The organism is Weizmannia agrestimuris (assembly GCF_943193165.1).
GTDB lineage: Bacteria > Bacillota > Bacilli > Bacillales > Bacillaceae_C > Weizmannia > Weizmannia faecalis.
In genome coordinates this window covers 143687-159973 of the sequence record NZ_CALPDC010000001.1, presented here as the reverse complement: position 1 = coordinate 159973, position 16287 = coordinate 143687, and the positions used below count along the sequence as shown (strand labels likewise).

The window sequence follows — 16287 nt, the reverse complement described above, 5'->3', positions numbered from 1 at the left end:
TTTCGCGATCCGGGAGTTACATGACCCGTTTAAACATTTTTTCGAGTTCGTACACCGAATAATGGATGATGATTGGACGGCCGTGCGGGCATGTAAACGGGTCGGATGCCATTCGGAGCGCATCGAGCAGTGCCTGGATTTCGTCATTGCGCAAATGCCGGTTCGCCTTGATGGACCCTCTGCAGCTCATCATAATCGCCGCTTTTTCACGCAATTTTTTAATATCGACTTTTTTTATAGAAAGGACATGCTCGATCATTTCCTCAATGACCTCTTTTTCCTCATTTTTCGGAAACCATGTCGGATGGGAACGGACAATGAAGCTGTTGTGCCCGAATGGTTCAAGGAAAACGCCGACCTCTTTCAGCGCATCGAGGTTCTCCTGAATTTTAATGGCTTCGTCCGTTGCGTATTCTAAAGTCAGCGGCACAAGCATTTCCTGCACTTCTTTTTTCACTTCGCCGACTTTTTCGCGGAAAAATTCATACTTGACCCGCTCCTGGGCGGCGTGCTGATCAATGATATACAAGCCGTTTTCATTTTGGGCAAAAATATACGTGCCGTGCATCTGGCCGATCGGATACATCGGCGGGATGCGGGATGCCGGCTGCTGTGCCGCGTCCTGCCCTCTTGCCTCTTCAACATCAAATCCATCGCGCGCCGGTTCATGGATTTCATCTGGAAAAACAGAATCCAGATTTTCCCCTGAAAATGCCGGGAAATCTGCGGCCGGCTGTTCCACGCTGAGATGGGGTTCTGCATCCGGGCTTTTATCGTGCTGCCCCATTTCCGTTTCCTCCGGCCGGGGCGATGGGTGCGGCGCAACAGGCGCGGAGAAAGCTTTCGGAGTTTCCGGTTCCGTTTTTCCCGGCAAATGGTCAAGCTGGAACGACACCTGTTCCTGTTTTGGTTTTTCTGCTTGCCGCACCATGCCGGACGGAATCAATTCCTGCTTTTTGAAAGCAGCTTTAATCGCGCCCGTAATCGCCCGGCACAGCTCCTTTTCTTTGCTGAACCGCACTTCAAGCTTGGCCGGGTGAACATTCGCATCGACTAAAACCGGATCCATTTTTAGCGACATCAACACAATCGGGTAGCGGCCGATCGGGAGCAGTGTATGATACCCTTCCAATATGGCCTTTACAAGCACGTAATTTTTGATAAACCGGCCGTTTACCATCGTGGAAATATAGTTGCGCGAAGCCCGCGTAATTTCCGGCAAAGCGATAAACCCGTTGATTTCAAAATCAAGCGTTTGGCTGTGTACCGGAATCATTTTTTTGGCAATGTTTAAGCCGTAAATGGCGGCAAGCACCTGGCGCACATCGCCGTTCCCGCTTGTCTGAAGCAACATCTTTCCGCCGTGGCGGAGGCGGAAAGACACCTCGGGGTGGCTGAGCGCGAGGCGGTTCACCACATCGGTAATATTGCCGAGCTCGGTATGGATCGACTTCATATATTTTAACCGCGCAGGCGTGTTAAAAAATAAATCGGTGACCGTAATTTCCGTTCCTCTCCGGCTCGGTGCCTGTTCGCGGGCCACCCATTTCCCGCCTTCAATGACCGCTTTTGTCCCGGGCCCGTTTCCGGTTGAGGTGACGATCTCAACACGGGAAACAGCAGCAATGCTCGGGAGCGCTTCGCCGCGAAAACCGAGCGAACGAATCCGGAACAGATCATGTTCGTTTTTGATTTTGCTTGTGGCGTGGCGTGAGAAAGCAAGCTCAACATCGTCAGGCTCGATGCCGGTTCCATTATCAATCATACGGATTTTTTCCATACCGGCTTCCCAGACATCAATTTCGATAACTGTGCTTTCCGCGTCAATGGCATTTTCCGCCAGTTCCTTCACGACAGATGCCGGCCGTTCGACCACTTCACCGGCTGCAATCCTGTTAGAAAGCAACTCGTCCAGTTGTGCAATTTTTCCCATCGCGGACAACACCACCTATTTTTTTAATTTTTTCTGAATCTCATAGAGTGCATTCATGGCCGCAAGCGGCGTCATCTCAAGCAAATCGAGTTCCCTAATTTGCTTGAGCACCTTTCTTTCCTTTGCTTCAACCGTTTTCTGACGCGGCGTTTCCGGCTCTTCAAAAAAGGACAGTTGCGCGGGCTCTGTGGCAGCAGCCGCCTCCGGGGGGTTCATCTGCGTTTCGCCGTTATCCTGGTTTTCAAGCGCATGGAGAATTTTTTCGGCGCGGCAAATCACTTGTTCCGGCAGGCCGGCCAGCTTTGCCACATGGATCCCGTAACTTTTATCTGCAGGGCCTTCTTTGATTTTATGGAGGAAAACCACTTTGCCGTTTTGCTCCATGGCGCTGACATGGACGTTTTGCAGCTTACCCAGTTCTGTAGAAAGCGCCGTCAGCTCGTGATAATGGGTAGAAAAAAGCGTTTTGGCCCCGATTTCATCATGGATGTATTCGATCATCGCCTGGGCGAGTGCCATCCCGTCATATGTAGACGTTCCGCGCCCGATTTCATCAAATAAAATCAGGCTTCGTTCCGTTGCGTTTGCAATCGCGTTTTTCGCTTCAAGCATTTCGACCATGAACGTACTCTGGCCGGAAATGAGATCATCGGCTGCGCCAATCCGTGTAAAAATCCGGTCAAAAACCGGCAGCTCCGCCTCGCGCGCCGGCACAAAGCAGCCAATTTGCGCAAGGATTACCGTCAGCGCAATTTGCCGCATATACGTGCTTTTCCCGGACATGTTCGGCCCGGTAATCAGCAGAATCTCTCGGTTTTCATCCATCAGGCAGTCGTTTGGCACATAGCTTTGCGAATCGAGTACTTTTTCCACGACCGGATGGCGCCCTTCCGTAATCTTCAGCACGCCGTCTTCCCGGAATACCGGCTTTGTGTAGTGGCGTTTTTCGCTTACGACGGCAAAGCTTTGCAGCACATCAATCGTGCTGACCGCTTTTGCGAGGCGCTGCAGCCTGGGAATAAATTCTTTTACATGTGCCCGGATTTCCGTAAACAGCTCGTATTCCAGATCGATCATTCTTTCTTCCGCCTGTAAAATAAGCGCTTCTTTTTCTTTCAATTCCGGTGTGATGAACCGCTCGGCGTTCGCCAACGTCTGTTTCCGTTCATAGCGGCCTTCTTCGAGCAGGTGGAGGTTCGCCTTCGTCACTTCAATATAGTAGCCGAACACGCGGTTGTATCCGACTTTCAGCGACTTGATTCCGGTCCGCTCGCGCTCGTCGCGTTCGAGGCTTGCAATCCACTGCTTGCCGTTTTTGCTCGCGTCGCGGTAGCGGTCCAGCTCTTCGTTATAGCCGTCGCGGATCATCCCGCCTTCCTTCACGGAAACCGGGGGATTGTCCTCAATCGCGCGTTCGAGCAAATCTGTCAGTTCTTCACACGGGTCAAGAAGCGCCGCCAATTTTTTGCTTTCCGGGCTTTCCAAGCTTTCCATGACCGCCCGGATACCCGGAATTTGCTGTAGCGAGCATTTCAGCTGGATGAGGTCACGTGCATTCACATTGCCAAATGCCACCCGGCCGGCAAGCCTTTCCAGGTCGTATACTTCCTTCAGGCGCTCGCGGATATCCTCCCGCTCAAAGTAATGGTTTAAAAAGGTTTCCACCATTTGAAGCCGTGCTTCTATTTTTTCCTGCTTAAGCAGCGGCCGGCCGATCCACTGTTTTAAAAGCCTGCCGCCCATGGCTGTCATCGTTTCATCGAGCAGCCATAAAAGCGATCCTTTTTTGCCTTGCCCGCGGATCGTCTCAGTCAGTTCGAGATTACGCTTGGAGTAATAATCAATATTTAAAAACCGGCGGACTTCATACATTTCAACCGGCTGCAGATGATCGAGGCTCCTTTTCTGCGTGCGGAATAAATAGTTTAACAGTCTTGCTGCAGCCAGCCGCAAAAGCTCCGGTTCCAACTGGGGCAGAAGCCTTTCAAAGCCTTCCTTTACAGCCGTATCCGTTTCAAACGAAATGGTGATATTTCCTGTATTTTTCATTAGCCGCGCGTATTCATCCGGAAATTCCGGATCTACCACAGCTTCTTTTGCGCCGATCGACGCCAGTTCGTTCAGTACTTCTTCAAACGGGCCTTCCAAAAGACAAGCCCTGCCCTCCCCTGTTGACAAATCTATATAGGCAATCGCGAAATTCCCGTCCGCCGGGGATGCAACAGACGCAATATAGTGGTTTTCTTTTTCCGCGAGCGATTTGCCCTCCATCAAGGTGCCAGGGGTAATCAGCTGGATGACTTCCCGCTTGACAACACCCTTTGCCAGTTTCGGGTCTTCCATCTGTTCACATATCGCCACTTTATAGCCTTTATCAATCAGCTGTTCAATATAAGTGCTGGCGGAATGGTACGGTACCCCGCACATCGGGATTTTCTCGTCGCCGCCGCCGTCCCTGCTCGTTAATGTAATTTCCAGTTCCTGGGACGCTTTAATGGCATCTTCGAAGAACATTTCATAAAAATCGCCGAGACGGAAAAATAAAAAGGCATCCTGATATTCCGCCTTCACTTGCAAATATTGCTGGATCATTGGGGTATACGCAGCCATTCTTACCAAATTCCTTTCCTGCTTTTCAATCATTCTTCAATCCTGTTTATTATAACATATTTGCATGAAGGCCTTCATAAATTGAAATACGGATCATTTTACAAAGCCGGGCCTTGTCTGTTGATTTTCAATGTCTCCTCCAGGGATGCCAGGTTTTTTCTGCCTGTGTCAAAACCCATTACAGGATTTCGCGTGCATTCTAAGCATGCGTTTTGGTGGGGCAAATGGCCGCGCTTTTACCGCCGGATGCCCAGAAAAAAACTAGGAGTGCATGTCTCCTAGTTTGTGGCTTCTATTCTTCTTCACTTCCCACTAAAAAGTCAGGGTTTAATTCTTCAAACTCGTCGCTGCTTTCTTCTTCCCATTCATCGTCATCGCTGCATCCTTCAGGCGAGATGGCAACACAAACCTTTGTTTCTCCGATGACTTCCACGAGAAACTCTCTTTCAACACTGACAATGATTTTATTGCCGTTTGGCGAAATGACCGCTTCAATGCAATTCGGCTGCTGCAGGACGCTTGCGATGACTTCTTTGTCGTCCAGGCAATCCGGATCCCTGTAATGCAATTTAACGGTATCGGTATACTCGACTTTTTCCGTCATGACCGATGTCTTCGTATTGTCATTATGGGAATACCAGATGTTCACATCATAAGAGCCGCGGATTTTAACTTCTTTATCTATTTTCCTGGCTTCGTACTTATGGTTGATAATCCAGCAGCCTAAAATGCTCGAAGGATGCTGCGGCGGGCAAATCGTATGATTGGACTGCGTAAATTTGCGCCCTTTCGCAACGACTGCTTTTGTAATGATTTCTCTATATTCTGCCATTCGAGCGAACCCTCCTCATCTATTTTCAATTCATCCTATGCTTTTACCCAGGCCGGTGTGCCAATTCTTTTTCTCGCCACCTCCGGGTAATCCTAACATATGCCGCGACAATAGGAGGGTGCCCGTACAATGGATTTGCCTTGTGCTGCGCACCAAAAAAACGGTGTGCACAGATGCACACCGTTTTTTTCAGTGGAGGGTGCCGGAAGAATATTTCACCTGGGATCCGGTTTGGCCTTTTAAAAGATCGCCGCCGGTCGATTTGATGATTTCATCCGTGACCGTATTGGAAATGGTATTTGTGACAATCTGGAGCAGGTCGTTTACGTCCACCTGTGACTGCTTGAATTCCTGAACGACCGGGATGCCGTCCAGTTCTTCCTCCAGTTTATCTATTTTGGCTTCTACTTGTTTTAATGCTTCTTTTTTTCCATAATGCTGCAAGTTGACAGCCTGCTTTTGCAAAGCTTTAATATTGGCAATTAAATTGCGGACTCTCTCATTTTCATTGATTTGCGCTTCCGCCCGCTTAAAAAAATCGACCTCTTCCGTTTCCGCAATCATTTTCGCAAGTTCGGCAGCTTTTGCGACGATATCATCTTTTGTAAACTTCTGCATCACGCTTCCACCCCGGCCGGATCAGGCACGGCCACCATTTCCCCGTCCAGTGACCATGTTTTCGCCTTCGTAATTTTTACCTGCACAAGTTTTCCAATTGCTGATTTCGGCCCCTTAAAGTTGACGAGTTTGTTTTTGCGTGTGTAACCGGCTAAAATTTCCGGATTGTTTTTGCTTTCGCCTTCTACAAGCACTTCCACAACCTGGCCTTCGTATTTTTCCATGGCCGCTTTTGAATAGGCATTGACGAGTTCATTCAGGCGCTGCAGCCTTTCCTTTTTCACTTCCATCGGGATATTATCTTTCATTCTGGCTGCCGGCGTGCCTTCGCGCGGGGAATAAATAAACGTATAGGCCGTTTCGAACCCGACTTCTTTATACAGGGACAAGGTTTCTTCAAACTGCTCTTCGGTTTCGTTCGGGAAACCGACAATAATATCGGTGGACAGCGCTACATCCGGAATCGCGGCTTTGATTTTTCTGACGAGTTCCAAATATTGTTCCCGCGTATATTTGCGGCCCATAATTTTTAAAATTTCGCTTGAACCAGACTGGACAGGAAGATGGATATGCTCGACAAGGTTTCCTTTTTTCGCCAGCACTTCGATCAGACGGTCGTCGAAATCGCGCGGATGGCTCGTGGTAAAGCGGATGCGCGGGATGTTGATTTTGCGCAGATCATCCATCAAATCGCCAAGTCCGTATTCAAGGTCATCAAAATCTTTTCCGTAGGCATTGACGTTCTGGCCGAGCAGCGTGATTTCCTTGTAGCCTTTGGCTGCCAGTTCACGCACTTCCTGGATGATGTCTTCCGGACGCCTTGACCGCTCTTTTCCGCGCGTATACGGCACGATACAATACGTGCAGAACTTATCGCATCCGTACATGATGTTTACCCATGCCTTGATGTTGCCTTTGCGCACTTTCGGCAGGCTTTCGATCACGTCGCCTTCTTTGGACCATACTTCCACAACCATTGCCTTGGACATATACGCTTCTTTTAAAATATGCGGCAGGCGGTGAATGTTGTGGGTGCCGAAAACCATATCGACATGCGGGTGTTTTTGCAAAATTTTATTGACGACGGATTCTTCCTGCGACATACAGCCGCAAACCCCGATCAGCATGTCCGGTTTTTCCGTTTTCAACGGTTTCAGGTGGCCGATTTCGCCAAACACTTTATTTTCGGCATTTTCACGGATGGCGCATGTATTTAGCAGAACCACATCCGCATCTTCCACCGTTTCGGTCGGTGTGTAACCAAGCTGCATAAAAATGCCGGCCATCACTTCCGTGTCATGTTCGTTCATTTGGCAGCCGTAAGTCCGGATGTAAAATTTCAATCCGTCGCCCATGCCTTTTAAGTCTTCATCGATTTCGAAGTCTTTAAAATACTGGACTGGTTTCCGGCTCCGTTTTCTTGCTTCTTTTAAATTCGGCGGAATATAAACCGATTGGAAATATTTGCTGTAGTCCTTTTCGGATTTTTTGTCCGCAGGCTCTACAGGGTTCACTTGCTGCTGTTCCAAACGTTGTTTCTCGTTCATGGCAATCCCCTTTCTGTTTGCACCATGCCGCGCTCAATTTGCGGCAACCATATAAAAATCATGCGTATAACCAGTATAAATGGTTTTTTCTCCTATTACAACAAACCCCCGTTCCCGGTATGTGTCAAGTTTTTCACGATTCCCGGAACATCCGGACTTCAAAAGCCGTTTGTTTAACCATTTAACGCGGATTCATTCGCGGTTTGTGCCGGTGTCACATTGGCAAAACACCGGGCTGTGCGCTTTACCGGGAAAAAAGAAGCCGTTACCTTCGTGCCCGGCGCAAAAAGCCCCTTCCTGTTTCAGGCAGAGGCTTTTTGCGTTTCTCTTCCGTTTTACATTTTATGCCTTCACTTGCGATAAAACGTGTTTGAACGTACGGATAACCTGGTCGATTTCTTCATAGCTGATTGTAAGTGCCGGTTCAAAGCGCAAAGTTTTCGAATTAATCAATGTGCCTGCGACAAGCACGCCCCCGTCAAACATGCCTTTTGCCACTTCATAACCGAGTTCATCCGAATGGAATTCTATCCCGATCATTAACCCTTTCCCGCGGACTTCCTGGACAATGTCTTCGTGGCCTTTTGCCGCCTCTTTTAAGCCGTTCAGGAAATAATCCCCGGCAACAGCTGCGCGTTCCGGCAGCTTTTCCTCGATGAGGACACCGATCGTTGCAATTGCCGCAGCACAGGCAAGCGGATTTCCGCCGAAAGTGGTAGTATGCATGAACGGATTCGGGAACCAGCTTTTGAACACTTCTTCTTTCGCGACCACCGCGCCGGCAGGCATCACACCGCCGCCAAAAGCTTTCGCGAGACAGAGAATATCCGGGACGACGCCGTAAAGTTCCGCCGCGAACATTTTTCCGGTACGGCCCATGCCGGTCTGCACTTCATCAAAAATGAGCAGCGCGCCAAACGCATCGCAAAGTTCACGGACTTGTTGCAAGTAGCCCTCCGGCGGGAGAATAATGCCGCCTTCCCCTTGGATCGGCTCCAGCATGACGGCTGCAACATCTTCTCCGACAAGGGCGCATGTTTCAAACGTTTTTCGCATCATGTCAATGTCGCCGTACGGGATATGGCGGAAGCCCGGAACAAGCGGAAGGAATGGTTTGCGGAACATGCCTTTCGCCGTCCCGGACAATGAACCGAGGCTTTTCCCATGAAAAGCACGGGTAGTCGAAATGATGGTTGTCCGGTCGCTGTACATTTTTGCGAGTTTCAATGCCGCTTCCACGCTTTCCGTTCCGCTGTTTGTGAAAAACGCATATTTTAAATCGCCGGGCGTGATATCCGCCAATATTTTTGCAAGCATGGCCCGAAGCGGGTCAAGCAAATCCTGGCTGTGGAGCGCCTGGCGTTTCAGCTGGTCGGTCACAGCTTTTACGACTTTCGGATTACGGTGCCCGACATTGTAGATTCCGAAACCGCCCAGACAGTCGATATATTCTTTGCCGTTTACATCTTTAAAACAGGCGCCGCTGTCGGACCATTCGACTGCCGCAAACTGGCCGCCTTCCGTCACGGTTTTCCGGTATTCCAGAAAGCCCGGATTCACATATTCGCGGAATCCGTCCACCGTTTCCTTCGTAATCCATTCCGCTTCTTCCTGCGTGACTTCCTGTTTTTCAATTAAATTCAGCACTTTATGAATATAACCGAGTACCGCTTGTTCTTCGCTGTTTTTCTTCTCTTGTTTGATATCTATCCCCATTTATGATCTCTCCTTATTTTTCATGTGAAAACCAGCCGGTTGGTTCCACTTGTAAATTGATGTTGATTTGTTTGATTTCCTGAAATTCTTCGAGCCCGAATGTGCCGAGGCTGCGCCCGATTCCGCTTTGCTTATAGCCGCCCCACGGCGCTTCGTTATAAGTAGGATGATAGGAATTGATCCACGTAATGCCGGACCGGATCTTTTTAATGACCCTTAACGCCTTGGCCCCGTCATTGGAGAAAACCGCACCGGCCAGCCCGTATACCGTGTCATTGGCCAATTTTACAGCTTCCGCCTCATCCTTGAATTTTTGAATAACAACGACAGGGCCGAAAATTTCCTCCTGGACAATCCGCATGTTTTGTTTAACATCCACAAACACGGCCGGCCCGACAAAATACCCTTTATCCAGCCCGTTTTCCAATAGGCGGTTGCCGCCAAGCGCTAAGGTGGCGCCTTCCTGCTTGCCGATTTCAATATAAGAAAGCACTTTTTTCATATGTTCTTCGCTGACAAGCGGGCCCATTTCCGTATCCGGATCATCCCCCGGCCCGACTTTAATTTTGGCGGCTCTTTCCACAAAATGGGAGACAAATCTTTCGTACAAGCTTTCTTCAACAAGGATTCTCGAGCCGGCGGAACATACCTGGCCGGCCCCGCTGAAAATGCCGTACAAGGCGTAATCAACGGCCGTTTCAAAATCTGCATCGGCAAAAATAATATTCGGAGATTTCCCGCCGAGTTCAAGGGAAACTTTTTTCAACGTATCGGCCGCCTGCCGCATCAGATGTTTCCCGGTTTTCGTGCCGCCGGTAAAGGAAATCATATCCACTTCCGGATGGGTGACGATCTCCTCGCCTACTACCGGCCCCGCGCCCATGACCATATTGGCGACACCTTTCGGCAAGCCGATTTCTTCAAAGATTTCAAAGAGCTTCATGGCTGTCACCGGCGTCACCTCGGACGGTTTAAAAACGATCGTATTTCCGGCTGCCAGTGCCGGCGCGATTTTCCAGACGCTCATTAAAAGCGGATAATTCCATGGCACGATAAGGCCGCATACCCCGACGGGTTCCCGGACAACCATTGCCTGCATCGGATCTGCGACATGGTAGGTAAACCCGTCAGGCTTCGTAATTAAGCCGGCGTAGTAACGGAAACAGGCAGCCGCATCGGCAATATCATAGCTTGCTTCTCTTAACGGTTTCCCGTTGTCCAACGTTTCAAGCCTGGTTAAAGCCTTCGCGTTTTCGTCGATTTTATCGGCAACTTGAAATAAATACGCTGCCCTTTCCTGTGCAGGAATGCCGGACCATATCCCCGATTCAAAAGCTTTTCGAGCTGCATCCACTGCTTCATGGGCATCACGGGTGGTGCCTTCCGGGGCAATGGCGATGGTTTCACCGTTCGCAGGATTTTTTATGGCACGCGTTTCCCGGTTATCTGCATCGATCCATTCGCCGTTAATATACATTTTCAGGTTGATGACGGATTGTTGTACCCCGACCATTTTTCATCCTCCTTTATTCTCTTCGACGAATAATCTTGCAAGAAGGGTGCCAATTAATTTTCAGCCTGATTTATGCGGTTTCGCACGCACAGCATTATGCAGTTTTGCATAATGCTATTTTTTTCTGCATGGAAACGGAGCGGGGAAAGTAAAAAAGAAAACCGGCGCGTTTACACCGGGAGGCACTGAAACAAGTTGCAGGCTGCAAAAAAACGGCGGGACACTGTGAATGGTAGCGTCCCGCCGTTTTTTAGGCTTTGTTTGCGGCAGCAGGGGTTTTTAGAAGAAGCTTTACTTGAAAACGGCATCCTCTGTTTTCCTGTTTTTCTTGTTTAATATTTTTTGGTATTTGCGGCTGACGGAAGACTGGCTGATGCCCAGTGCTTTCGCCGCTTTTGTTGTCGTTTTGTACTGGTTCATGGCCAGCAAAATGAGCTGCTCCTCGACGGACTCCATCGCCTCCTGCAACGGCATGATTCTTGTGACGACCGGCTTCATTTTTTTCCTTTCAGAGCCGAATGTTAAAAACTGGCTGACAAACCCGCCATCGATGGCAGCATGGTCCGCAGTGACGACCAGCCTTTCAATAATATTTTGCAGTTCCCTTACATTTCCCGGCCACGGGTAACATTCCAGCACATTGATCGCATCAGGCGTTAAATAAAACTTCCGGCCGTATTTTTCGTTTAATTGCTGCAAAAAGTGGAAGGCAAGCAGCGATATATCTTCCGGCCGTTCCCGGAGCGGCGGGATCCGGATCGGAATGACGTTCAATCGGTAATATAAATCTTCCCGGAACCGGCCCTCTTCCACCATTTTTGCCAGGTTTTGATTTGTCGCCGCAATGATCTGGACATCGATTTTAATGGGGGTTGTGCTGCCGATCGGGATCACTTCCTGTTCCTGCAGCACCCGCAGCAATTTGACCTGCAGGTGCACCGGCAATTCGCCGATTTCATCAAGGAACAAAATGCCGCCGTCCGCCTGCTTAAAGTATCCTTCTTTTCCGTTTTTTTCCGCACCTGTAAAGGCGCCTTTGACATATCCGAACAATTCGCTTTCCAGCAAAGTTTCCGGAATCGCACCGCAGTTCAGTTTTAAAAACGGTTTTTCCGACCTTTTCCCGAATTGGTGGATCGCCTGGGCAATGACTTCTTTTCCGACGCCCGATTCGCCGGACAGTAAAACAGTGGACGAAAATTCGGCGATTTTCTTTACCTGGTGCATGATTTTTTCCATTTTCGGGCTGCAGTAAATCATTTTTTTCAAAAACCGGTCTTTGTTTTTGAACTGGTCGAGCTCTTTTTTGTACCGGGCTGAAATTTCTTTCATCTCTTTCAGTTCGGTTTTTAACCGGGTCGTCTCGGTTATGTCCCGCGATGCAATAATGATCCGGTCAAGCGCGCCTTTTTCATTAAAAACCGGGTTCCCGACGGCCAGAATTTTTCTTCCCGTCCGCGTTTCCTGCACAACGGATACTTTTTTCCGTTTTTCCATCACGAGCCTTATAACCGACGGGGTGAATAAGCCCTGGTCTTCAAAATCGAGGATATTTTTCCCGATCAGCGTTTTTACGTCCACCTGCCAGAAATCTTCAATGATGTTCTCCCCGTAGCGAAGCAGTTCGCCCTTTGCATTGACGACAAGAATTTCGTCATAAATCGTCGACAGAATCGCATTCAAGTCTTTATTTAAGTCTTTTATATATTCGATTTCAAGTGCCATTTCTTCTACCATCGGCAAATCCTGAACGACAATGATCAGGCCTTCAACTTCACCGGCGAAATTTTGAATCGGGCTGTAGTCGGCCAAAACCCCGACCCCGTTTGCGAATTCAAGATGGTTCAGATACGTTTTCCCGGTTTCAAACGCTTTTGCGATATGGTCATGGCTGAAAATACTTTTACCAGGGGCATTCAGCACCGCTTCGTGCGGCAATTTAATCATTCGTAAACCTGCTTCGTTACAATGGATGATCCGTTTTTCCCTGTTGAGCACAAAAATGCCCATTGGGATCGATGCGAGCAAGATTTTCAGAAAGTGGGCGCTTTCGTTTTCCTGTTTAAAGAGCTCCGCCAGCATGTCCTCTCTTTGGATGTAGCCGGACGGGCGGCCATCTTCGCTTCTCACAAGCGCAAATGGTTCACCAATGATTTGGAACAAGCTCGTAATGGAAATATGGTCATCGAGACGGCTGATCCCGTCAAGCGGTTTTGCGTGGCGAAGCAGGGTTTCTTTTGAAAAGTTGCCTTTTTTAAGCTTTTCCAGCAGTTGATGATTCAGCAAGGCATAGGCAAATAATTCTCCGTCCTTCTTTAAAAACAGAAAAGGCCCTTTATGCTTTTGTAACGCCAGCCTTAAATCTTCTTCACCGTCAACCGAAAAGGGGATGATCGGCTTTATTTTTTCTTTTGCAATTGCCGGCATTGCGATTCCTCCTTGCACCTTCTAAAAATATAGTATCACTATATTTTAATATTGGAAATAGTCCGGCACAAAAAAAGAAGATGCCTGCACATCTTCTGCCATGTAACCATTGCTTTTTATCTTAAAGAATAGAAGTTTTTTCTGCTTCATCCAATTGAAAATCGATGACCTGCTTGCGGAAAAATTTCGTTTGGATCGCCATATAAATAAATCCGATGCCTGACCAGATAATGCCGAAAATGAGGGCGTCTTTTTGCAAGTTGGACCATAAAACGCCCGTCAGCCCTGCCCCGGCTAAAGGCATCACCAGGTAGGAAAACACATCTTTTGCCGTTTTATAGCGCTTTTTCCGGAAGACAAAGAAGGCAATAACAGATAAATTGACGAATGTAAAAGCAATCAGGGCGCCAAAGTTGATAAACGAGGAAATGAGTTCCAGGCTGGGCGTGATCGCAAGCAGCGACACCAGGCCGACAAGGATTACATTCCATGCGGGGGTCCGGAATTTCGGATGCACGTACCCGAACCATCGCTTCGGCAGGACGCCGTTTCTCCCCATCACATATAACAGCCGCGAAACACTGGCATGGGAAGCAAGGCCGGACGCAACCGTGGCGGCAAATGCACCGGAAATAAACAATAATTTAAACAGCGTTCCGCCCACATACAATCCGATTTCGGGCAATGTGTCATCCGTGTTTTTAAAATGGGAAACGTCCGGAAACAAGGCTTGCGCGAAATAACTGGCGATAAAGAAGACCGCACCGCCGATAAAAACCGTTAGCATGATCGCTCTCGGCATGATTTTGGGATCTTTCGCTTCCTCCGCATACATCGTTACCGCATCAAAGCCGATAAACGAGAAGCATACGACTGTCGCTCCGGTCAGGACCGCGCTCAAACGGACATTGGAGTGGTAAAGCGGATCGAAAGTGAAAACCGTACCTTTTCCCATTCCGTGCGAAAATTGTACAACGGCCAGCACAAGAAAAGCACCGATTAGCACGAGTTCAAAAACGACAAGAATGGTGTTCATATTGGACGTTTTCCCCATGCTCCATACATTGATGCCCGTCACGGCGGCTACATACGTCACCACCCAGATCCAGGCGGGCACGTTTGGAAAGACGGATACCATATAAATCCGGATAATTAAAGCATTCACCATGGGCAACAGCAAATAGTCGAGCAACGCCGCCCACCCGACAAGGAAACCGAGATGGGGGTTCATCGTTTCCCTTGTATACGTGTAGGCAGATCCGGCGTTCGGGAAAACTTTTACCATCTTCCCGTAACTGATGGCGGTAAACAGCATGACAATCAACGCAGTGATATAGGCAAGCGGCACCACCCCGTTGGTTTCCTTTGATACGATGCCAAAAGTATCAAACACAATGGTAGGCGTCATATACCCTAATCCAAGTCCGACGATGGCCCATAAACCGAGTGAACGCTTTAATGTCGCATTCTCCAATTTTATCATCCTCCCTCTCTCTTCCACGAATCAAAGATGTTTGCTTTTTGGTACGCTAATAAGGCTGCTCCGCTTCCATCCATGCGAAGGCCTATTATTCTACATCTTTGCAATTTTCATACCAATTATTAGAAAAACAAGAGGAGGATTTGAAAAACTCAGAATTCAGGAAAAGCAGTCGCGGGAGTTCGGAGGGGTAGGGGGAAAAACGGAAAGTTTCTTATGCAATATTGCATAGTTTCACCTGTTTTGCATACCATTGGAAGGCAAATTGACGAAAGCCGGGGATGCAAAAACGGCGGGAACGTATTTTTGTATCCCGCCGTTTTGAGGTAAATTTTCATTCACTTGGAGCCTGTCCAGGAAAGTTTGAAAAGCGTGCCGTACTCACCGGCATTTTGCGTATCCGCATCAAATCATAAGGTTTTACAGGATGGTCGACGATTGTTTTCACGGTCATCATCGCATTCGGGGCACGTTCAATGCACTTGCCGTCTTCATCCCAAAGCTTGCGGATGGTTTGGGTGAAACGGGCAAATCCCGGCCCGTAAAACTCCACTTCTTCCCCTGTCGTAAAATGGTTGCGCTGTTCAAGCGTGGCGATTTTTGTAGCCGGATCGTAATCCAAAACACGGGCAGCGAAAGTATATTTCGGAATTTTGCGGGGGCGCCCGAACAGTTGCTGGTGGGCATCCGGTTCCCCAAAGTAAAAACCGGTGGCCAGTTCCCGTTGTGCCACTTTCCAAATTTCTTCCTCCCACGCCGGGTCAAAAACAAAATGGTCCGGATCTTCACAATAGGCATCGACAATCGCCCGGTACACATTCGCCACAGTCGAAACATAGTGGATCGACTTCATTCTGCCTTCAATTTTAAAACTTCCCACACCCGCTTCAATCAATTCCGGCACGTGATGGATCATCGTAAGGTCCACCGCACTCATGGAAAACGGCTCGCCGCCAGCTGTTAAGATGTCGGCTCCTTCATTTTCAAACAAGTCATATTTCCAACGGCATGACTGGGCGCATCCGCCGCGGTTTGCATCGCGGTTCGCCATATGATTGGACAGTACGCAACGCCCGGAATACGAAATGCACATCGCCCCCTGTACAAACGCCTCTATTTCCATACCGGTATTTTTCCGGATTTCGCGGATTTCTTCAAGGCTGACTTCGCGGGCCAGGACCACCCTTTCGACCCCTTCCTGCTCCCAGAACTGAAGCGCTTTGTAATTTGTTGCAGAAGCCTGGGTCGACAAATGGACGGCAAGGCCGGGCGCCTCTTCCATACAAATGGTGATAAAACCCGGGTCGGAGATGATGACAGCGTCAATCCCGATCTCCTTTAATGTGCGGAAAAAATCCCCTGCCCCTTCATCATCGCCTTCATGGCCGACCATATTTGCAGCTACATACACTTTTGCGCCGCGGGCATGCGCAAAGCGGACCCCTTCCTTCATTTCGTCATACGTAAAATTGCCGGCTCTTGAACGCAAGCCGTAAGCCTGTCCGCCAATATATACGGCATCCGCGCCATAGCGGACGGCGATTTCCAGTTTTTCAAGATTTCCGGCCGGCGCAAGCACTTCCGGTTTTTTGATGATGTTTCGCATATTCT

At 48.9% G+C, this 16287-nt stretch carries 10 protein-coding genes; all 10 read right to left on the bottom strand.

The genetic code is table 11. From position 1 onward, the window contains the following. Nucleotides 1-16: 16 nt before the first annotated feature. Nucleotides 17-1933, bottom strand: a complete 1917-nt coding sequence (gene mutL, locus NFR98_RS00755) for a DNA mismatch repair endonuclease MutL (RefSeq protein ID WP_017551562.1) — start codon at nucleotides 1931-1933, stop codon at nucleotides 17-19. A 15-nt stretch (nucleotides 1934-1948) separates the two neighbouring features. Continuing rightward, complete coding sequence (gene mutS, locus NFR98_RS00750; RefSeq protein ID WP_014098489.1) at nucleotides 1949-4576, bottom strand: DNA mismatch repair protein MutS; 2628 nt, start codon at nucleotides 4574-4576, stop codon at nucleotides 1949-1951. A 259-nt stretch (nucleotides 4577-4835) separates the two neighbouring features. Continuing rightward, entirely contained in the window at nucleotides 4836-5375 is a 540-nt protein-coding gene (locus tag NFR98_RS00745) for an outer spore coat protein CotE (RefSeq protein ID WP_014098490.1), read from the bottom strand. A gap of 189 nt (nucleotides 5376-5564) precedes the next feature. Next, nucleotides 5565-5993: a regulatory iron-sulfur-containing complex subunit RicA gene (ricA, locus tag NFR98_RS00740; RefSeq protein ID WP_014098491.1), complete on the bottom strand. Its 429-nt coding sequence runs from the start codon at nucleotides 5991-5993 to the stop codon at nucleotides 5565-5567. After that, nucleotides 5993-7540, bottom strand: coding sequence for a tRNA (N6-isopentenyl adenosine(37)-C2)-methylthiotransferase MiaB (gene miaB, locus NFR98_RS00735; RefSeq protein WP_014098492.1), 1548 nt, complete (start codon nucleotides 7538-7540; stop codon nucleotides 5993-5995). The genes ricA and miaB overlap by 1 nt, the downstream gene beginning before the upstream one ends. Before the next feature lie 342 nt (nucleotides 7541-7882). Then, entirely contained in the window at nucleotides 7883-9256 is a 1374-nt protein-coding gene (locus NFR98_RS00730) for a putrescine aminotransferase (RefSeq protein WP_014098493.1), read from the bottom strand. A 13-nt stretch (nucleotides 9257-9269) separates the two neighbouring features. Further along, nucleotides 9270-10769, bottom strand: a complete 1500-nt coding sequence (locus NFR98_RS00725) for an aldehyde dehydrogenase family protein (RefSeq protein WP_014098494.1) — start codon at nucleotides 10767-10769, stop codon at nucleotides 9270-9272. 291 nt (nucleotides 10770-11060) lie between these two features. Beyond that, nucleotides 11061-13196 carry a sigma 54-interacting transcriptional regulator gene (locus NFR98_RS00720; protein ID WP_014098495.1) on the bottom strand — a complete coding sequence of 712 codons (2136 nt, stop codon included), beginning with the start codon at nucleotides 13194-13196 and terminating at the stop codon, nucleotides 11061-11063. 121 nt (nucleotides 13197-13317) lie between these two features. Then, a complete protein-coding gene (locus NFR98_RS00715; RefSeq protein WP_172653414.1) occupies nucleotides 13318-14679 on the bottom strand; it encodes an APC family permease in 1362 nt (453 codons plus the stop codon). 331 nt (nucleotides 14680-15010) lie between these two features. After that, nucleotides 15011-16282 (bottom strand): peptidase U32 family protein, encoded by a 1272-nt coding sequence (locus NFR98_RS00710; RefSeq protein ID WP_014098497.1) that lies wholly within the window; start codon nucleotides 16280-16282, stop codon nucleotides 15011-15013. Between the last annotated feature and the right edge of the window lie 5 nt (nucleotides 16283-16287).